Genomic DNA, 20445 nt, shown 5'->3' on the forward strand with positions numbered 1-20445 from the left:
CGTCACTCGCCGCCTTCCGCGGGCACCCGGCCCACGATCCGGGAGGCGGACGGCACGATCGAGGGGCCGAACGGACCCCTTCGGGGCCCGGGCGGCCCCCTCCGGCGCCGCTGCCGCTGCCCGCGGGCCGGGCCGGGCTACGGTGAAGGAGCCGGTGCCCTTCCCGCCGGAGCCGGCGGCTGGAGGTGGGCCATGGGCGAGGCGGACGACCGGGCCGGCGCCCCCCGGAGCCGGGTTCCGGGGCTGCGGCTGGACGAACTGCTCGACGAGCTCCAGGCCCGCATCGACGAGGCCAGGGGGACCAGGGACCGGCTGCACGGGCTCCTGGAGGCCGTGATGTCGGTGGGCCGGCGGCTGGACCTGCCGCAGGTGCTGCGCGGCATCGTCGAGGCCGCCGTCGTCCTCGTCGACGCGGAGTACGGGGCCCTGGGCGTGATCGGCGGCGACAAGCGGCTCGCCGAGTTCCTCCCCGTCGGGGTCAGCGACGAACTGCGGACCCGCATCGGGGCCCTGCCGTCCGGCCACGGCATCCTCGGCGAGCTCATCCGCAACCCGGAGCCGCTGCGCCTGTCCGAGCTGTCCGAGCATCCCGCCTCGTACGGCTTCCCGCCCCACCACCCGCCGATGCACTCCTTCCTCGGCGTCCCGATCCGGGTCCGCGACGAGGTCTTCGGGAACCTGTACCTCACCGAGAAGCGCGGCGGGGCCGAGTTCGACGCGGAGGACGAGGCCGTGCTGTCCACGCTCGCCGTGGCGGCCGGCATCGCCATCGAGAACGCCCGCCTCTTCGAGGAGGTGAGGCTGCGCGAGCGCTGGCTGGAGGCCGGCACCGACATCACCAGTCGCCTGCTGTCCGGAGCCCCCGAGGACGAGGTCCTCGAAGGCATGCTGGCCCGGGCCAAGGACATCACCGGCGCCGACCTCGGCGTGTTCTACCTCCTCGGCGCCGCGGGGGAGCTGCGCGGTTCGCTCGCCCTCGGGGAGGGCGCCGGGGCGCACCGCGGGACCGTCCTGCCCGACACCGGCGGCACCCTCGCGGCGGCCGCGCTGGCCGGCGAGGGCCTCGTCGGCGTCGCGGACGCCGGGACGGACGGGCGGATCACCGTGCGGCCGGAGCACTGGGCGGGCTTCGGCCCGGCCGTCGCCGTCACCGTCGGTACGGAGGAGAAGCGCAGCGGCGTCCTCGTCCTGGCCCGGTCGCGCGGGCGCCCGGGCTTCGCGGCCGCCGAGGTCGCCGCGCTCCCGGGGTTCGCCGGGCAGGCGGCCCTCGCCCTGGAGCTCGCCGGCCGGCGCCGGGACGCCGAGCAGCTGAGCCTGCTGGAGGACCACGACCGGATCGCCCGTGACCTGCACGACCTGGCGATCCAGCGGCTCTTCGCCACCGGCATGACCCTGCAGAGCGTCCAGCGGTTCGTCGACCACCCGCAGGCCGCCGAGCGGCTGGCGCGGGCCGTGGACGACCTCGACACCACCATCAAGATCATCCGGTCGACGATCTTCGGCCTGCGGGAGGGCGAGCCCCGCACCGCCGCGGGTGCGGGGTCCGGCTCCCCGGCCGGCCAGGGCGACCCCCGCAGGCTGCGGCAGGGACTGGTCACGGCCGTGGACGAGGCCGCGCGGGTCCTCGGCTTCGCACCGGCTCTGCTCATGGAGGGGCTCATCGACACCGACGTGCCGGCGGACGTGGCCCGGGACGTCCTGGCGGTGGTCGGAGAAGCCCTCGCCAACGTCGCCCGGCACGCCCGCGCCACGGCGGCGCAGGTCGCGGTCGCCCTGGCCGGAGGGGTCCTCACCGTCACGGTGACCGACGACGGCGTCGGCCTGCCGGACGCGGCCGGGCAGGGCCGCCGCAGCGGGCTGCGCAACCTCGCCGAACGCGCCGAGCGGCTCGGCGGCCACATGACGGCCGGCGCGCGCCCCGACGGGCAGCGCGGCACCCGACTGCACTGGCAGGTCCCCGTCTCCCCGCCCTGACCCCCGGGGCGCCGCGAGCCTGCGTCGCCCCCCGCCCCGCCCCGGTCCGATCCGGCCCCGGCGCCGTCAGTGCGCCGGGGGGCCGGCCTCGTGTTCCCGGACCTCGGCGGCGATCACGGCCGCCTGGACGCGGCGCTCGACACCCAGCTTGCCCAGCAGGCGGGAGATGTGGTTCTTCACCGTCTTCTCCGACAGGTACAGCCGCTTGGCGATCTGCCGGTTGGTGAGGCCCTCGCCGATCAGGTCCAGCACGGCCCGCTCCCGCTCCGACAGGCCCGCCAGCCGCGGGTCGGCGGGCTGCTCCGGCGGCTCCGGGCCGCGCAGCGCGCTCATCAGGCGCGCGGTGGTGGCCGGATCCAGCATGGACCGTCCGCCGGCCACCGTCCGCACCGCGGAGAGCAGGTCGGAGCCGTTGATCTGCTTGAGGACGTACCCGGCGGCCCCGGCCATGATGGCGTCCAGCAGCGCCTCCTCGTCGTCGAAGGAGGTCAGCATCAGGCAGGCGAGGCCCGGCACGCGCGAGCGCAGCTCCCGGCAGACGGTGATGCCGTCCCCGTCCGGAAGCCGTACGTCGAGCACGGCGACGTCGGGGCGCAGCGCCGGGCCGCGGGCCAGTGCCTGCGCGGCAGTGGCGGCGTCGCCCACGACGGTGATGTCCGGCTCGGCGTCGAGGAGGTCGTACAGCCCGCGCCGCACCAGCTCGTGGTCGTCGACGACGAACACCCTGACGGGTCCCTCGGATACCTCGGACATGTCCTCGCACCTGCCTTCTTCCGGCCGGTCCCCCGCTCCGTCCCCGTCATGGGTGAATTGTCGCAGCCCGCGGTCCCCGCGGCGGAGCGACGCCCCATGGCGCCCGGTACCCCCGCAGTGGCAGGCTCGTCACCGGCCGGTCCGTCGCCCGCGCGCACCGTGCGGGGCCGGGCCGACAGGGAGGCAGGGGATGAACGGCGCCGCCGATCCCGGGCTCTACGGGCCCCAGTCCGTCACCTGGCAGTGCCACGGCGATCCGGTCATGTGGATCGCCGGAGTCCGGGCGCTCTACCTCCAGGCCCTGCACCCGCGCGCCGTCCGCGCCGTCATGGCCAATTCGGACTTCCGCAACGACGCCTGGGGGCGGCTGCTGCGCACCGCCGACTTCGTCGGCACCGTCACCTACGGCACCACCGAGGCCGCCGAAGCCGCCGGGGCCCGGGTCCGCCGGATCCACCGGGCGCTGTCCGCCACCGACCCCGTCACCGGCGAGCGGTTCCCCGTCGACGACCCCGCCCTGCTGCTGTGGGTCCACTGCGCCCAGATCGACAGCTTCCTGCACGTCCTGCGCCGTTCCGGCGTGCCCCTGACCGCCGCCCAGGCCGACCGCTACGTCGACGAGAACCGGGTGAGCGCCCGCCTCGTCGGCCTCGACCCCGACACCGTCCCCGCCGACACGCGCGCCCTCGCCGCGTACTTCGAACGGGTGCGGCCGGTGCTCGCCGTCGGCGCCGACGCCCGCGCCGTGGACGACTTCCTGCGCGGCCCGCCCGTCCCCGCCCTGCTCCTGCCTGGCCGAAAACTGCTGTGGGGTCCGGTCGCCGCGCTCGCCTACGGAACCCTCCCCGGCCACGCGCACCGGCTGTACGGCCGGCCCGCGCCGCCACCGCGGACCGTCACCCGGCGCCTGCGCCTCACCGGTACCCTGCTGCGCAGCATTCCCGCAGGTCTGCGCTGGCAGCTGCCTCCAGGTCACATCTTGAACGCGATGCGGCGCATGGGCCCCGGGAGTCGTCCCTCTGCGTACACACTGCGTACATCAGCGGCCATACTTGACCGGCCGGGGAGGGCGTAGGACGTAGCACGACAACGGGGGCGGCTTTAAGACATGGCGGAGTCCAGACTGATCCAGGGCCGGTACCGGTCGCTCGATCTGATCGGGCGTGGCGGCATGGGCGAAGTGTGGCGCGCCCGGGACGAGTCCCTCGGCCGGCACGTCGCCGTCAAGTGTCTCAAACCGCTCGGTGCCGAACGGGACAACCACTTCACCCAGGTCCTGCGCGAGCGCTTCCGCCGCGAGGCCCGCGTCGCCGCCTCCCTCCAGCACCGCGGGGTCACCGTCATCCACGACTTCGGCGACGACAGCGCCGCCGGGGGACCGCTCTACCTGGTCATGGAGCTCCTCGACGGCCGCAACCTCAGCCAGCTGATGGAGGAGAACCAGGCGAGCCCGCTCCCCGTGGACGTGGTCGTCGACATCGCCGAGCAGCTCGCCGCCGCCCTCGGGTACACCCACGCCCAGGGCGTCGTCCACCGCGACCTCAAGCCCGCCAACATCATGCGGCTCACCGACGGCACGGTGAAGATCTGCGACTTCGGCATCGCCCGCCTCGCCCACGACATCGGCTTCACCGCCAAGCTCACCGGCGGCGGCATGGCCATGGGCACCCCGCACTACATGTCGCCCGAGCAGATCGCCGGCGGCGAGCTCGACCACCGCAGCGACCTGTACTCCCTCGGCTGCGTCCTGTACGAGATCGCCACCGGGGCCCCGCCCTTCGACCTCGGCGACTCCTGGTCGGTGCTGGTCGGACACCGCGACAACGTGCCCGTGCCGCCGCGCCGGCACCGCCCGGAGCTGCCCGAGTACTTCGACCGGGTCGTGCTGGAGCTGCTGGCCAAGTGCCCCGAGGACCGCCCCGGCGACGCCCGGGACCTGCACCGCAGGCTCGTGGAGGACCGGCTGCGCGCCGGCCTGCCCTCGGTCGGCCAGGCCCCGCCGCTGCCCGCCTGGGCGCAGGGCATGACCGCGGGCCGCAAGGCCGGCATCGAGGCGCGCCCGGCGAGCGGCGAATGGGCCGTGCTCACCGGCTCCTGGACGGCGGCGCGCACGAGCGGCGCGCACCGGATCCTGCGGCCCGCCGCCTCGGAGGACCCCCGGCTCACCGCCCCGTACGGGGTGCCCCGTGCCACCGGCCTCGACGTCGACGGCCCCGCCACGGTCGTGGGTACGGGTACGGGTACGGGTACGGTCACGGCCGGCATCGGCATCGGCACGGGCCTCGACGCGCTCGGCGCCGACGGCTTCGACGCCGACACCGGCTCCGCCGCCGCGCTCGCCGCCGGCCACGCCCGCGCCTTCGCCCTCAGCCGGGCCGGCCGCCCCGAGGAGGCGCTCGCCACGTACGAGGCCGTCGCCCACGGCCGTACCCGGCTCCTCGGCGCCGACCACCCCGACACCCTCGCCGCGCGCCAGGAGGCCGCGTACGAACTGGGCCGGCTCGGCCGCCACCGGGAGGCGTACGACGTGTACCGGGCGGTGCTCGTCGGCCGCGAGCGCAGCATGGGCCCGCTCCACCGCGACACCCTGCACTGCCGCCACAACCTGGCCTGCGCCCTCGGGGCGCTGGGCCGGCACGCCGAGGCCCACCACGCCGCCGCCGAGACCGCCGCCGACCGGGCGGTCGTCCTGGGCGCCGAGCACCCGGACACCCTGCTGACCCGGTACGAGGTGGCGTACGCGCTGGGCCGCCTCGAACGCTGGGAGGAGGCCCTCGAAGGCTTCCGCCAGGTGGCCGCCGCCCGGGAACGGGTGATCGGACGAGACCATCCCGACACCCTCGCCGCCCGCTACGAGGTCGGCATCGCGCTCGGCCGCACCGGCCGCGCCGCCCAGGCCCTGGACCTGTTCCGGGGCCTGGTCCGCGACCGCACCCGGGCCTACGGCGCCGTCGACCCGGAGACGCTGCGCGCCCGGCACGTCCTCGGCGTCAACCTGGGCCGGCTCGACCGCTGGGAGGAAGCGGTGGACGAGGCCCGGCAGGTGGCCGCGGCCCGGGCGCGGGCGCTCGGCGCCGAACACCCCGACACCCTCGTCAGCCTCCGGGAACTCGCCGGCGGTCTCGGCCGGCTGGGCCGCTGGGACGAGGCGCTGCCGCTCTACCGGGAGATCGCCGGCGTCCGCGAGCGCTCCCTCGGCGACGCCCACCCGGACACGGTCGCGGCCCACGCCGACGAGGCGCACTGTCTGGAGCGGCTCGCCCAGGTGTGCTACCAAGAGCCATGACGACCTTCGGGCGGGACGCACACGGCGACGGCGGCAGCGGCGACGGAGGCGGTTTCCGCCGGGACGTCTACGACGACGTGATCGTCGGCGGCGGGCACAACGGCCTGGTGGCCGCCGCGTACCTGGCCCGGGCCGGCCGCTCGGTGCTGGTCCTGGAGCGGCTCGGCCACACCGGCGGGGCCGCGGTCTCCACCCGCCCCTTCGCCGGCGTCGACGCCCGACTGTCGCGCTACTCCTACCTCGTCTCACTGCTCCCGGCGAAGATCGTCCGCGATCTCGGGCTGGACTTCGCGCTGCGCCGGCGCGCGGTGTCCTCGTACACCCCCGTCGAGCGCGGCGGCCGCCACGGCGGGCTGCTCGTCGGCGCCGACGAGGCCCGCACCCGGGAGTCCTTCGCCCGGCTGACCGGCTCGGACCGGGAGTACGACAACTGGCGGGCCTTCTACGGGACGACCCGGCAGGTCGCCGAGAGGGTCTTCCCCACCCTGACCGAGCTGCTGCCCACCCGGGCGGAGCTGCGGGCCCGGATCGGCGACGACGCGGCCTGGCGGATGCTGTTCGAGGAGCCCCTCGGGCAGGCCGTCGAGAAGTACTTCGCCGACGACCTGGTCCGGGGCGTGGTCCTCACCGACGGCCTCATCGGCACCTTCGCGGACGCCCACGACCCCTCCCTCGCCCAGAACCGCTGCTTCCTGTACCACGTCATCGGCGGCGGCACGGGCGACTGGGACGTCCCCGTCGGCGGCATGGGCTCCCTCACCCGTGCGCTGGCCGGGGCGGCACGGGCCGCCGGGGCGCACATCGCGACCGGGCACGAGGTGCTGCGCATCGACTCGGACGGCACCGGGGCCGAACCCGCCGAGGTGGTCTTCCGCACGGCGACCGGCGAGGGGCGGGTCGCCGCGCGCACCGTCCTGGTCAACGCCTCCCCGCGGGCGCTGGCCGAACTCTGCGGCCAGGAGCCGCCGTCGCCTCCCGCCGAGGGCGCCCAGCTGAAGGTGAACATGCTGCTGCGGCGGCTGCCCCGGCTGCGGGACACCTCCGTGGACCCGCGCGAGGCCTTCGGCGGCACCTTCCACATCGCCGAGGGGTACGCCGAACTCGCTCGGGCCCATGCCGAGGCCGCGGCCGGGGAGTTGCCCTCCGTACCGCCCTCGGAGATCTACTGCCATTCGCTGACCGACCCGACGATCCTCGGCCCGGAGCTGGTGGAGCAGGGCTACCAGACGCTGACGCTGTTCGGCCTGCACACGCCCGCGCGGCTGTTCGAGAAGGACAACCAGGGCACACGGGAGGTGCTGCTGACCGCCACCCTCGCCCAGCTCGACGCGCACCTCGCCGAGCCGATCACCGACTGCCTCGCCTTCGACGCGGACGGCCGGCCGTGCATCGAGGCCAAGACCCCGCTCGACCTGGAACGCGAACTGCGCCTGCCCGGCGGACACATCTTCCACCGGGACCTCTCCTGGCCCCACCGGGCCGACGACGCGGCCGCCGGGGACGACGACGCGGCCGGTGCCGGCTTCGGCTCGGGCCGGTGGGGCGTGGGGACCCCGTACCCGGGCGTCCTGCTGTGCGGGGCCGGCGCCGTGCGCGGCGGCGGCGTCAGCGGGGTCCCCGGCCACAACGCCGCGATGGCGGCGCTGGGCCGCTGAGGGACGGGGTGCGCGGGAACGCGGCCGCTACTGGGCGGGAGCGGCGGGAGTGGCCGCCGGGTCCGGTTCGATGACGACGATCGGGATCTCGCGGTCGGTGCCCGCCTGGTATTCGTCGTACGCGGGCCAGTGCCCGACCATGACCGGCCAGTACGCGGCGCGTTCCTCGGGCGTGGCCGTACGGGCCGTACCCTGCATGACCCTGGGGCCGACCTGGATGCGGACCTCGGGGTGGGCGACCAGGTTCCGGTACCAGAGGGGGTGCTCGTCGGAGCCGCCCCGGGACGCGACGACGAGGTAGTTGCCGTCGGCCTCGCCGTAGATGAGCGGGGTGCGCACCGGGTCGCCGGAGACCCGGCCGACGGTGGTGAGGAGGAGGGTCTGTGTGCCCTGCCAGTACTGGCCCTCCGCCCCCTTCGACTCGACGTACTGCCTGACGTGGTCGAGCTGCCAGCCCGGCCGGGGGTCCTTCGGGTTGTCCCAGTCGATGTGCGTCGTCATGCGGTCCTGCCTGCCTTCGCTGAGGGGTGGCGTTGGGTCAACACCGGTGTCAACGGGGAGGCGTGCGGTCTTATGCCGGGACGGGCACGTCCGGAAGGGTGAATCCGTTGAACAGGTCGTCCAGCGCCCGTAGTCGGACGCGCGCCGGGACGGCCCGGACGGCGAGGTCGCGGGCGGCCGCCGCGAGGGGGTGGGCCTGCGCGACCATCCGGCCCGCGCGCCGGGCCCGGACCCGGATCGAGTCCGTGCGGGCGCAGCGGGCCGCGCTGTAGGCGGCGAGGGCCTCGCGCACGCCGACGGTCCCGTCCGCCGCGTCGTCGAGGAGGTGCGCCAGGACGACGGCGTCCTCGACGGCCTGGCAACCGCCCTGCCCGAGGTTGGGCGTCATGGCGTGCGCGGCGTCGCCGAGCCAGGCGATCCGCCCGTGGTGGAAACGGGGGAGCGGGGCGGCCAGGTCGTACAGGTCGTGCTGGAGCACGGCCGCCGGGTCGATCCGTGCGAGCAGCGCCGGGATCGGGTCGTGCCAGGTGCCGAAGCGGCGCAGGAGTTCGGCCCGGACGTCCGCGGGCCGGTACCCCTCGGGGACCACGGCGGTGGCGTACAGGTACAGGCCGCCGTCGCCGAGCGGGACGAGCCCGAAGCGCTCGCCGCGGCCCCAGGTCTCGGCGGTGGCCGGTAGCGACGGCCGTCCGGCCTCCCGCGCCGCGGCCGGGACCTCGCGGGCCGGCAGTACGGTGCGCCAGGCGGTCTCCCCGCTGTACCGCAGCCCGGGGTGGTCGGGGAAGTACCGGCGGCGCAGCGCGCTGTGAATGCCGTCGGCGGCGACGACCAGGTCCGCGCGGAGCTCGCCGGCGGTGGTGCGGACGAGCGGGCTGCCGTCGGGGCCGTCGACCCCGGTGACGGCGGCCCCGTACCGGAGCGCGTCCGCGGGGAGTTCGGCGGCCAGCCCGGCGGCGAGGGCCGGCCGGTACACGGCGAGCGGGGGTCGGCCGTAGCGGGCCTCCAGGGCGGCGGTGTCGGCGCGGCTGAGCCAGCGCCCGCCCCGGTGGCGCACGCCCATCGCGGCCGGGACGGCCCGGCCGGCGGCGCGCCCGGCGTCGAAGCCGATGGTGTCGAAGGCGCGCAGGGCGTTGGGCGCGAGGACGATCCCCGCCCCGGCGGCGGACGGCCCGGGAGCCCGTTCGCACACGGTGACCCGCCAGCCGCGGCGGTGCAGCGCGAGCGCCGCCGTGAGCCCGCCGATCCCCGCACCCGCCACGACCGCATGACGCTGAGACATGTCCCGTCCTCCTTGGACGCCCCTCGTCCTCTACATCCGTAGAGGAATCGATCCTCACTCTACAGCTGTAGAGTGAGGCCATGTCCACCCCCACCCCCGACCCCGACCACGACCGCTCCGCAGCGAGCCCCGAACCGCGTACCGCAGCCGCCGACCGCCGCACCCTGATCGCCGACACCGCGATCGGGCTGGTGGCCGCCGCCGGTCTGCGCGGCCTGACCCACCGGGCCGTCGACGGGGCCGCGCAGCTGCCGCCGGGCAGCACCTCGTACTACTTCCGCACCCGGACCGCGCTGATCGGCGCCTGCTACCAGCGGCTCGCCGAACTGGACGTGGCCGACTACGCACACGCGGACCGCCCTGCGGACCGCCCCGAGGACCGCAGGGCGGACTCCGCCGCGCCGGCCGGCCGCGACGAGGTCGCCGCAGCGACCGCCGCGCTGCTGCACCGCTGGCTGACCACCGACCGGTCCCGGCAGCTGGCCCGCTTCGAACTCAGCCTGGAGGCCGCCCGCACCCCCGAACTCCAGCCCGAGTTCGAGCGCGCCGGCCGGGTCGTCCGAGCCCGGGCCGCCGCGATCCTCGGCGAGCTGGGCGCGCGGCAGCCCCGGGAGGCCGCCGAACTCCTGGTCGCCTGGACCGACGGACTCCTCCACGACCGGCTCGTCGGCGCCCTCGCCCGCACCCGCCCCGTCCCCGACCCGGCCGAACTGGCCGCCGTCGTACGCCGGATGCTCGACGCGGCCCTCGACTGACGCCCCGGCCCCCTACGATCGGGGCATGATCGCCGAACTTGAGTGCGTGGTGCTGGACTGCCTCGATCCGCTGGCCCTCGCCGGGTTCTACCGGTCCGTGCTGGGCGGCACCGTCAACCGGCCCGACCCCCGGTGGTCGGTCGACGAGGACTGGGCCACGCTGCACACCCCGTCCGGGACCGTCCTCGCCTTCCAGCGGGTCGCCGACCACCGGCCGCCCCGCTGGCCCGACCCCGCACGCCCCCAGCAGTTCCACCTGGACTTCGGGGTCCCCGACCTCGACCGAGCCCAGGGGCAGGTGCTGGCCGCCGGAGCCGCCCTCCTCGACGCCCGACCCGGCAGCGACGACTGGCGCGTGTACGCGGACCCGGCGGGTCACCCGTTCTGCCTGGTCCGCCACTGACCCCCCCGGGGCGCCGGGGTGCGCCCCCGCGCGACGCGAACGTGCTCTGGTGGGGCCGCCGCGGCATCTCCTACCATCGGAACGGCGATGGGGGAGGGGGGCCTGCATGGCGGCACGAGTGGGGCGGCTGGAACGCTTCGTGGCCTGGGTGTTGCGCAACGCCGACGTCGTGGTCGCCCTGTGCGTCGCGATGGGCGTCGGCTTCCTGGACATCTTCGGGGACGTCGTCAGCGACGACGTCTCCTCCGGAGCCACCCTGGTCGTCCTCGGCCTGCTCGCCACCGGCTCGATCGTGGAGCGCGTACGCCGGCCCGCAGCCATCCAGGAGGCGATGAACGGCACCCGGCGGGCGCTGGAGGACCTCGCCATGGTGCGCTCGCTGTCGGGCAACGAGGTCGGCGAGGCGCTGCGCAAGGCCCGCCAGCACACCAACCTCTGGTACTTCAAGGGCGGCACCGGGACCTATCTCCGGGCCGTCACCCTGCCCCAGTGCGTGGCCGCGGCCAAGGAGCAGCGCTCCCAGCTCAACGTGAAGATCGACATCGTCAACCCGTCCGACGAGCGGGCCTGCGCCGCCTACGCCCGGTTCCGGCAGATGTTCGGCGGCCAGCGCCGCGGCGACGAACCGTGGACCACCGACCGGGTCCGCCGGGAGTCGTACGCGACCGTCCTCGCCGCCTGCTGGTACCAGCGGCAGCTGACCACGCTGGAGATCAGCGTGCACCTCTCGTCCGCCGTGCCCACCCTGCGCTTCGACCTGTCCGAGACCTGCCTCGTCATCACCCAGGACGACCAGTCCCGGGTCAACCTGCTCGTGGAGCGCGGACAACCGCTCTACGACTACTACGTCACCGAGCTGCACCAGAGCCGGGAACAGGCCACGGCGCTCGACCTGCGCGTCACGGCCCCCCTCGGCCAGGAGCCCACCGTCGATGAGGCGCGCACCCTCTTCGACGAGCTGCGGCTCCCGCTCCCGCGCGTCTTCACCGACAGCGACATCGGCAAGATCATCGAGAAGGCCCTGCACGCGGAGGACCCCTACAGGAGGTGAGGCGCTCCGGCGCGCCCCCATGGACCACGAGCTCGAAAGGACACTCGCCACCCTGGAGGAGATCGCCTCCGGGGAAAGGACGTTACGGGCGGTGCGGCACCCCCTCGGATTCCTCTGCCTCCCCCTGGTGAGAGAGGACCCCCGCGGCATCTGCGTGCACCTCTTCGATGCCGGCGACCGCGCCGAGCCGGGCGCGTCCCCGCTGCACGCCCACAGCTGGGAACTGCGCAGCCGCGTGCTGTACGGGCGGGTGGCCAACCTGCCCGTACGCGTGCGGGAGGTGGGCGCCGGCGAGGAGGGCGCCACCCACCGCGTGTTCGAGGTGCACAGCGGCAGCGACGGAGTCGACGAGATCCGGCCCACCCCCCTCCTCGTGCGCAGCGAACTCGGTCCCGCCCACGTCACCGCCCGGGGCGGGACCTACACCCTCACCGCGGGCGAGTTCCACGCCACCGCCCTGGAGGGCCCGGAACCCGCCGCCACCCTGGTCCACGGGCTGTCCGTGCCCGGGCGGGCCGACCTGTCGCTCGGGCCGATCGACGGCCGTCCGCGCCGCACCACCCGCCGGCTGTGCGACACCGAACTGACCGTGCGCAGCGTCCACGCCGTCCTCAGGAGGATCCATGCCGAGCAGCGGGCTGCCTGACTTCGACCAGGAGCGGCAGGTCGCCGTCGCCGCGGCCGAGGAGGCGGGCGGCCTGCTGCGCAGCCGCTTCGGTGCGGCGCGCCGCCTGCGGACCAAGGGCGACTCCGGCGACGTCCTGATGGACCTCGACCTCGCCGCCGAGGAACTCGTCCTCGGCCGGATCCGGCACCACTTCCCGGACGACCGGATCCTGTCCGAGGAGGCGGGCCTCCTCGGCGCCGCCGGGGAACGCACCTGGCTCGTCGACCCACTGGACGGCAGCAACAACGTCGCGATCGGCCTGCCCGCGTTCGTGGTGGGCATCGGCCTGTGCCTCGGCGGCACCCCGGTCATGGGCGTCGTGCACGAACCGGTCACCGGGGAGACCTGGCACGCGGTCAAGGGGTACGGGGCGTACGGGCCGGCCGGGGCGCTGCCCGGCCCCCGGCCCATCCTGCCGCGCCCCGGGCCCGTCGTCGCCTGGACCCAGGGGTACGCGGTGGCCCGCGGCGACGCCACCGCGACGGCGCTGCGCGGGGCGCTCGAACTCGGCTGCCGGCGCGTCCTGCAGCTGTGGGCGCCGCTGCTCGGCTGGAGCCTGCTGGCCCGCGGCACCATCGACGCCTTCGTCGGCTACCGCGCCGAGGGCGTGGACCTGCCGACCGGGGCACTGCTCGCGGCCGAGGCGGGGGTGGAGCTGCGCACGCTGTCCGGGACGCAGTTCCGGCCCGGCTTCGCCGGGGACGACACCGGGCGCAGCTTCGTGGCCGGGCGCGGCGGGACCCTCGCGTACCTGTTGCGGGAGGTGGGGGCCGCGGTCGAGCGGGCGGCCGGCTGAGCCGGGCGGCGCGGGGTGGGGCTACGCGGTGGCCGCCAGGGCCACCGTCGCCGCCAGCGTGCCCGCCACCGCCAGCACCAGTCCCGTGCCGAGGAAGCGGCCGAGGTCGATCCGGGTGCCGTGCCAGCGGCACCGCTCGAACCACAGCAGGGTGGCCAGCGAGGCCCACGGCGTGACGACCGGGCCCACGTTGACGCCGATCAGCTGGGCGAGCAGCTGGTGGTGGTTGCCGTCGGGGATCGCCGACTCGCCCGCCATGTACGCCGGCAGGTTGTTCAGTATGTTCGAGAAGCCGGCGCCGACCGCGGCCGACCTCAGCATCCCCATGGGCCCGTTGTCGGATCCGATGGCCGCCGCCAGTACCTCCTGCAGCCCGTTGGCGCTGGCCGTCTCCACGACCAGGAACATCCCGGGTACGAGGACGAGGAGCCGCCAGGGCACCAGGGACAGCCGGAGCGTCTCGCGGCTGCGGACCGCGAAGGCCGCCACCACGACCAGTGCGGCCGTCAGTGACGCCGCCCACAGCGGCACGTCGGCGAGGATGGCCAGCAGGAACCCGGCGCAGGCCACCGCGCACACCCGGAACAGCACCCGGTCTGCCGGGCTCGGCGGCGACGGCGGCTCGTAGCGGAGCTCGCCGCGGCGGCCCAGACGCCAGTAGAAGCCCCACAGGCAGGCCATCGTGACCGTTATGGCGGCCAGCTGCGGCGCCCACATGGCGGCGGCCATCTCCGACGGGGCCAGCGCCACCCGGTCCGCGGCCAGCAGGTTCGTCAGGTTCGACACCGGGAGCAGCAGGCTCGCCGTGTTCGCCAGCCAGACCGTGGTCATCGCCAGCGGTACGGACGCGATGCCCACCCGGGTCGCCAGCGCCAGCATCACCGGGGTCAGCAGCACCGCCGTGGTGTCCAGGTTGAGGGTGATGGTGGTGAGGGAGGCGAACGCCACGCACAGACCGAACAGGAGGGGGTAGTTCCCCCGGCCCGCGCGGGCCACCCAGGTGGCGACCACGTCGAAGACCTGGGCCTTGCCGGTCAGTTCGGCGAGGACGATGACCGTGGCGAGGAACACCAGCAGCGGGCCGATGCGCTCGATGACGTTGCCGGCGGGACCGGTGGGGAGCAGACCCGTGGCCACACAGAGCACGCCGAGCACGAGCAGCCCGCCGGCCAGCCAGTCGAGTGCGTGGAGACGCCTGAGGAGAGACACGGCGAACAGAGTCGCACACGCGCACGCCCGGACATCAGACGGCGAGGTGCAGAACAGGATGAACGGGGCAAAGTGAACGGAGCTGGATCCGGTCGGGTGAACGGGTCGGACCGGACGGCGGCCCGCCGGCGCGAGCCCGGCCCCACCGCCGGCCGGGAACCCGGCCTTCCTCGCCGGAACAAGGTCGCTCCCGGACCCCCGGGCCTACCATGGATCCATGATGACGGACGGGCAATTCGGCGCATCCGCAAGAGAGTTCGACTTCTTCATCAGCTACTCGCCAGCAGACGAACCATGGGCCGCATGGATCGCGTGGACCCTGGAGGAAGCCGGCTACCGCACGGTCGTCCAGGCCTGGGACTTCGTGCCGGGAACCAACTTCATCGACTTCATGGACCGCGGGGTCAGCGAGTCCGTCGCGGTGATCGCCGTCCTGTCCCGCCACTACGAGCGCTCCACCTACGGCCGCATGGAATGGCAGGCCGCCCTGCGCGCCTCGCCCGAGTCCCCCGAGCGCCGCCTGCTGACCGTGCGGGTGGACGAAATGCCCATAGAGGGCCTCCTCGCCACCATCACCTACGTCGACCTCGTCGGCGTGCCCGACTCCGACACCGCCCGCTCCCTGCTGCTCACCCGGGTCGAGCAGGCCGTCGACGGGCACGCCCGCCCCGGTCGCCGGCCCGGCTACCCGGGCAGCGGACCGGCCCCCGCCCGCCACCACGAGCAGCCCGATCCGGCCCGCCCGCAGCCGAGCGCCCTCGCCGGCCCCGGCTGGTCCGGGCGCCGCCGGCCGGCCCGGGCACCCCTCTACCCGCAGGCCTCCCCGGCCGGCGGCAGCGCCCGCGACGCCGTCACCGTCCTGCACCTGGCCGGACCCGACTTCGGGCGCGGCCGCGAGCCCGACGCGCTCAGCCGGCAGGTCCGCGGCGACCTCATCATGCTCAGGGACGCCGGAGCCCCCGCCCCCGACCTGATGGTCGTCACCGGCGACCTCACCGCCTCCGGCAGCCCCCGCGAGTGCGACCAGGCCCTCAGCTTCCTCACCGCCCTGCGCTCCCAGCTCGACCTGTCCCCCCAGCGGGTGATGGTGGTGCCCGGCGCGCAGGACGTGAACCAGGCCGCCTCCCAGGCCTACTTCCACACCTGCGAAGCCGACGAGGTCGCACCGCAGCCGCCGTACTGGCCCAAGTGGCGCCACTACACCCGGCTCTTCCGCGGCCTCTACCAGGGCCTGGAGACCGTCTTCGACAGCGACCAACCCTGGACCCTCTTCCCCGTGCCCGAACTGAGCACCGTCGTCGCCGGCTTCAACTCCACCATCGCCTACAGCCACCGCCCCGAGGAGCAGTACGGGTTCATCGGCCGCGACCAGGCCGCCTGGTTCGCCGAAGCCATGCGCACGTACGAGGAGGAGGGCTGGCTCCGCATCGGAGCCCTCCGGCACCCCCTCACCGACGGCCGCCGCCCCGGCGACGCGGCCGGCGGCCCCGGCGCGCTCAGGGACGCCGACACCCTCGCCCGGCTGGCCGCGCCCCGGCTGCACCTGCTGCTGCACGGCCCGACCGGCGGCCCCCGCACCACCACCGCCGACCCAAGCCGCTCCCAGCTCACCGGCGCCGCCGGCGGGCTGCCGCTGTTCGGCTCCGCCGCCCCCGCCCGCTTCCAGCTGCTCCAGGTCACCGCCGACGGCGTCACCCGATGGGACGACCGCATCACCGGCTCCGGCGAGCGCTTCCCCGCCGACTGGCGGCAGACCCGCCGGGTCTTCCCCGTCCCCGAACTCCCCGCCGTCGTCCACGCCCTGCCCCGGCAGGGCAGGGCCCCGCTCGACGACCCCGCCGCCTCGCTCGCCGAGCGGGTCAAGGAGGTCTGCCGGGTCCGCAGGGAGGGCGTACGGCTGCGCGACGTACCGCGCCGCGAACCGGGCGACATGGTGCAGATCATGTCCACCTGGCGGGAGCCCGACGACGGCGTCGTCCGCCAGCAGCGCATAGCCGTCCACCCGGGCACCCCCGCCGAGGACGAACTCGACCGGTTCATCGCCCAGGTCCACGCCACCGACCCCGGCTCCGAAGCCGTCCTCGTGTACGGCGGCGAGGCACCGCCCGGCGCCCTGCGGCAGCGGGCCGCCAGCCACGGCGTACGGGTCCGGGTGCGCAGCTTCATCGAGTTCCAGGGCCTGCTCGACCTGCGCGGCTACGTCACCGCCCAGACCGCCCGGCTCGTCGCCAGCGAGCAGTACCCGCCCTCCCTCTACCTCCCCCAGCGCTACCGCGACGCCGACCGCCCCGACGGCCAGGAACGCGACGGCCTCGTCGAGGAACTGCTGGAACTCCTCGAATCCGACCACGGCCGCTTCGTCCTGCTCCTCGGCGACTTCGGCCACGGCAAGACCTTCGCCCTGCGGGAACTGGCCCGCCGCATCGCTGGACAGCTCCCGCACCTGACCCCGCTGCTCATCCCGCTCAACAGCCTCGACCGGGCCCACAGCCTCGAAGGCCTCGTCGCCGCCCATCTGGCCGGCCACGACGTCGACACCATCGACCTGCGGGCCCTGCGCTACATGCTCGCCCAGGGCCGGGTCGTCCTCCTCTTCGACGGCTTCGACGAACTCGTCCACCGCGTCAGCTACGACCGCGCCGCCGACCACCTCCAGGTCCTCCTCGACGCCGCCGTCGACAGCGCGAAGATCGTCGTCAGTAGCCGCACCCAGCACTTCAAGTCGCACGCCCAGGTCCTCACCGCCCTCGGCGAGCGCGTCGGACTGCTGCCGCAGCGCCGGATCCTGTCCGTCGAGGGCTTCACCCCGGCGCAGATCCGCTCCTACCTGGTCCGCAGCTACGGCGACGAGGCCTCCGCCGACCGCCGCTACCAGCTCCTGCGGAACATCCCCGACCTGCTGATGCTCTGCCGCAACCCCCGGCTGCTGTCCTTCGTCGCCGGCCTGAGCCAGGACCAGCTCAGGGCCGTCGCCGGAGCCGGCCGCGCACTCAGCCCGGCCCGCCTCTACGAGGACGTCTTCACCGCCTGGCTGCAGTACGAGGAACAGCGCGGCCAGGGCGGGCCCGGCGCCCCGCCCGGACTCACCCTCGACGAGCTGTGGGCCGCGGTCACCGCACTGGCCTGGCGGCTGTGGGAGAGCGGCCGCAGCGCCCTGCGGCTGGACGAGCTCACCGAAACGGTGGCCGCCACCCTCAACGAACTCACCGAGTCCCCGCTCACCGCGGCCGAGCGCGCCCAGGCCGTCGGCGCGGGCAGCCTGCTCGTGCGCAGCGACGACGGAGTGTTCCAGTTCATCCACGGATCCGTCATCGAATGGCTGGTCGCGCGGGAAGCCGCCCGCCAACTCGACCGCGGGCAGCACGCCCTGCTCTCCGCCCGCCCGCTCAGCCAGCTCGCCGTGGAGTTCTTCTGCGACCTCGCCGACCACGAGCGCTGCGCCCGCTGGGTGCGCGAGGTCCTCGACTCTCCCGGACGCGGGGTCAGCGACGCCGCCCGCGCCAACGCCGTCCGCATCAGCGACCGCCTCCGGGTCCCCGCCAACGCCGACCTGCGCGGCGCCCGGCTGGCCGGCGAGGACCTCTCGCACCGCGACTTCTCCGGCGTCGACCTGACCGACGCCGACCTGACCGACGCCCGTCTGATCGGCGCCAACCTCTCCGGCTCGCTGCTGCGCGGCACCCTGCTGGTCGGCGCCCGCCTCGACCGGGCCGACCTGAGCCGGGCCGACCTGACCGGCGCCAACCTCAGCCGGGCCCGGCTGACCCGGGCCGACCTGCGCGGCGCCCGGCTGACCGGCAGCCGCTGGCACCGGGCCGCGCTCATCGACGTGACGATGGACGACGACGTGCGGGCCGCCCTCGAGCTCGCCACCGCCGCCATCGCCCCCGGCATGCCCGTCGACGCGGGCCTGCGCCCGTCGGCGGTCGGCGTCCCGTACGGCTTCGGCATCCGCACCAGCCGCCTCCCCGAACCCATCGCGTACAGCCCCGACGGCGAACTCCTCGCCGTCGGCAGCGAGGACGGCTCCATCCTGGTCTGCGGCGGCGACGACGGCCGCGCCGTGCGCACCCTCCAGGGCCACGAGGGCCGGGTGTACGCCGTGAAGTTCCGCGCGAACACCATCGCCACCGGCGGATCCGACGGCGTCGTACGGCTCTGGGACCCGGTGACCGGAGCCTGCCGGCACCGCCTGGAGATCCACCCCGACGGGGTGTGGCCGCTCTCCCTCGACCCCGACGGCACCCTCCTCGCCACCGGCGACAGCGAGGGCCTGGTAACCGTCTGGGACGTGGCCGGCGGCGCGCCCCTGCACCGGCTTCCCGGCCACACCGCCCCCGTCTACACCGCCGTGTACGGCCCCGGCGGAACCCTGCTCACCGGCGACGCCAACGCGCAGCTACGCCTCTGGGACCTGGCCACCGGCCGGTGCGTCCGCGAGATCGACGGCCACCGAGGGGCCGTCTACCGCGCGCGGTTCAGCCCCGACGGCACCCTCTTCGCCACCGCCGACCGAGGCGCGGCCGGGCAGGGCGGCACGGTCAGGGTCTGGCGCACGGCTGACTGCCGGCTCCTGCACGAGTTCACCGGGCACACCGGCCGCGTGTACGTCCTCGACTTCCACCCCGAGGGGAACCTCCTCGCCAGCGGTGACACCGACGGCCAGGTCCGACTGTGGGACCCCGTCGTCGGCACCCCCGCCGGCACCCTCGAACGCAGCACCGGCGCCGTCTACCAGGTGCTGTTCGGTGACGGCGGCAGGCTCCTCGCTGCCTGCGACAGCAACGGCACGGTCCGGCTGTGGACCGTCACCGCCCGCCCGCACGGCCACACGGTCGCCCTCCACCCGCAGCAGCCGACCGAGCACCGGGGCACCGCCTGGGCCTGCGCCTTCCGGCCCGGCGACAGCCAGCTGCTCACCGTCGGCAACGACGGCGGCGCGCAGATCTGGGACGCCGCCACCGGCCAGGGCAAGCGCATCCTGCGCGGTCACGGCCGCCGGATCAGCGGGGTCGCCTTCAGCGCGGACGGCACGCAGCTGGCGACCGCCGGCAACGACGGCGTCGTACGGCTGTGGGAGACCCGCACCGGGCGACGTACGCAGGAGCTCCTCGGGCGCGGCGACCGGCTGGTGTCGGCGGCCTTCAGCCCCGTCGAACCCCTCCTCGCCACGGCCAGCAACGACGGCGACATGTACCTGTGGGACCCGGCGGGCGGCGCGTACATGCGCGAGCTCGACGCCGAGACCGAGCACGTGTGGGCGGAGGCCTTCAACGCCGACGGCACCCTGCTGGCCACCGCCAACGACGACGACTCCGTCCGGGTCTGGTTCCGCCCCACCGGCTCGCCCGTGTCCACGCTGGACGCCCACCGGGGCCGGGTCCGCTCGATCGCCTTCCGCTCGGACGCCGACGTCCTGGCCACCGGCTGCGACGACAGCCACGTCCGGGTGTGGGACGCCCGCAGCGGCCGGCTCGTGGCGGAGCTCGGGGGCGACGGCGGCGGGCACGCTGACCGCGTGTACGGCGTCGCGTACGGGCGGGGGAGCGGCGGCTGGCTGGCCAGCGCGAGCTGGGACGGCACCGTCATCGTCTGGCGGGACGGGCGGGCCGCCCTGCGCCTGCGCGGACGCGGCGGCCGGCTGTGGGCCGTGGCCGCCCACCCGTCCCGGCCCCTGCTCGCCGCCTCGGGCGACGACCGCAGCGTCTGCCTGTGGCACGCCGGGACGGGCGAACACGTCGCCGACCTCGTCGGCCACACCGGCCGGGTCCTGTCCCTCGCCTTCTCCCCGGACGGCACCACCCTCGCGAGCGGCGCCGAGGACGGCACGGTCCGGCTGTGGACCCTGCCGGCGACCGCGGGCGGGGGAGCGCCGACGCTGCGGGCGACCCTGATGGGCCTGGCGGGCGGTTGGGCGACGCTGACCCCGTCCGGCGGGTACAAGTACGAGGGCGACGTCGCCGGCGAGTTCTGGCACGTGGTCGGGATGTCCCGGTTCACCCCGGGAGAACTCGACGAGTACCTGCCGGGCATCCGTCGCCTGCCGCTGGGCGAGGAGCTCTGAGCAGGCGGCGTCCGGCGCCCCCGAGTCCGGTCCGGGGGACTCTCGGCACGCC

14 protein-coding genes are annotated in these 20445 nt (G+C 75.2%); 10 read left to right on the top strand and 4 right to left on the bottom strand.

Features of this window, described 5'->3' with window-relative positions:
* Positions 1-192 precede the first annotated feature (192 nt).
* Positions 193-1974, top strand: a complete 1782-nt coding sequence (locus tag ACZ4VL_RS02145; RefSeq protein ID WP_468194540.1) for a sensor histidine kinase — start codon at positions 193-195, stop codon at positions 1972-1974.
* Between the two features lie 66 nt (positions 1975-2040).
* Here ACZ4VL_RS02145 and ACZ4VL_RS02150 read toward each other — a convergent pair whose 3' ends face one another.
* Positions 2041-2727 carry a response regulator gene (locus ACZ4VL_RS02150; protein WP_468194543.1) on the bottom strand — a complete coding sequence of 229 codons (687 nt, stop codon included), beginning with the start codon at positions 2725-2727 and terminating at the stop codon, positions 2041-2043.
* 190 nt (positions 2728-2917) lie between these two features.
* Between ACZ4VL_RS02150 and ACZ4VL_RS02155 the strand changes: the two genes are divergently transcribed.
* Genes ACZ4VL_RS02155 through ACZ4VL_RS02165 form a run of 3 tightly spaced genes read left to right on the top strand, consistent with a single transcriptional unit; the run spans position 2918 to position 7668 of the window.
* On the top strand, positions 2918-3802 hold the full coding sequence (locus ACZ4VL_RS02155) for an oxygenase MpaB family protein (protein ID WP_468194546.1): 885 nt from the start codon (positions 2918-2920) through the stop codon (positions 3800-3802).
* 33 nt (positions 3803-3835) lie between these two features.
* Positions 3836-6013, top strand: a complete 2178-nt coding sequence (locus ACZ4VL_RS02160) for a serine/threonine-protein kinase (RefSeq protein WP_468194548.1) — start codon at positions 3836-3838, stop codon at positions 6011-6013.
* On the top strand, positions 6010-7668 hold the full coding sequence (locus ACZ4VL_RS02165) for a phytoene desaturase family protein (RefSeq protein ID WP_468194551.1): 1659 nt from the start codon (positions 6010-6012) through the stop codon (positions 7666-7668). Before ACZ4VL_RS02160 ends, ACZ4VL_RS02165 begins: the two co-directional genes overlap by 4 nt.
* A 27-nt stretch (positions 7669-7695) precedes the next feature.
* Here the strand turns inward: ACZ4VL_RS02165 and ACZ4VL_RS02170 are convergent, their stop codons facing one another.
* Together ACZ4VL_RS02170 and ACZ4VL_RS02175 are read right to left on the bottom strand one after the other, a co-directional pair.
* Positions 7696-8169 carry a nitroreductase family deazaflavin-dependent oxidoreductase gene (locus ACZ4VL_RS02170; RefSeq protein ID WP_468194554.1) on the bottom strand — a complete coding sequence of 158 codons (474 nt, stop codon included), beginning with the start codon at positions 8167-8169 and terminating at the stop codon, positions 7696-7698.
* A gap of 70 nt (positions 8170-8239) precedes the next feature.
* A complete protein-coding gene (locus ACZ4VL_RS02175; protein WP_468194558.1) occupies positions 8240-9448 on the bottom strand; it encodes an FAD-dependent monooxygenase in 1209 nt (402 codons plus the stop codon).
* Between the two features lie 80 nt (positions 9449-9528).
* Between ACZ4VL_RS02175 and ACZ4VL_RS02180 the strand changes: the two genes are divergently transcribed.
* The 5 genes from ACZ4VL_RS02180 to ACZ4VL_RS02200 all read left to right on the top strand — a co-directional run bounded on the left by ACZ4VL_RS02180 (position 9529) and on the right by ACZ4VL_RS02200 (position 13120).
* On the top strand, positions 9529-10203 hold the full coding sequence (locus ACZ4VL_RS02180; RefSeq protein WP_468194561.1) for a TetR/AcrR family transcriptional regulator: 675 nt from the start codon (positions 9529-9531) through the stop codon (positions 10201-10203).
* Positions 10204-10228: 25 nt separating this feature from the next.
* Positions 10229-10606, top strand: a complete 378-nt coding sequence (locus tag ACZ4VL_RS02185) for a VOC family protein (RefSeq protein ID WP_468194564.1) — start codon at positions 10229-10231, stop codon at positions 10604-10606.
* A 106-nt stretch (positions 10607-10712) separates the two neighbouring features.
* Positions 10713-11657 (top strand): hypothetical protein, encoded by a 945-nt coding sequence (locus ACZ4VL_RS02190; RefSeq protein WP_468194566.1) that lies wholly within the window; start codon positions 10713-10715, stop codon positions 11655-11657.
* A 19-nt stretch (positions 11658-11676) separates the two neighbouring features.
* On the top strand, positions 11677-12303 hold the full coding sequence (locus tag ACZ4VL_RS02195) for a hypothetical protein (protein WP_468194569.1): 627 nt from the start codon (positions 11677-11679) through the stop codon (positions 12301-12303).
* Complete coding sequence (locus tag ACZ4VL_RS02200) at positions 12281-13120, top strand: inositol monophosphatase family protein (RefSeq protein ID WP_468194572.1); 840 nt, start codon at positions 12281-12283, stop codon at positions 13118-13120. Before ACZ4VL_RS02195 ends, ACZ4VL_RS02200 begins: the two co-directional genes overlap by 23 nt.
* A 21-nt stretch (positions 13121-13141) precedes the next feature.
* Here ACZ4VL_RS02200 and ACZ4VL_RS02205 read toward each other — a convergent pair whose 3' ends face one another.
* A complete protein-coding gene (locus tag ACZ4VL_RS02205; RefSeq protein ID WP_468194575.1) occupies positions 13142-14329 on the bottom strand; it encodes an SLC13 family permease in 1188 nt (395 codons plus the stop codon).
* Between the two features lie 220 nt (positions 14330-14549).
* Here ACZ4VL_RS02205 and ACZ4VL_RS02210 point away from each other — a divergent pair, with 220 nt between their 5' ends.
* Positions 14550-20393, top strand: a complete 5844-nt coding sequence (locus ACZ4VL_RS02210) for a WD40 domain-containing protein (protein WP_468194753.1) — start codon at positions 14550-14552, stop codon at positions 20391-20393.
* Positions 20394-20445 lie beyond the last annotated feature (52 nt).

Source organism: Streptomyces sp. NPDC029014, from assembly GCF_055564695.1.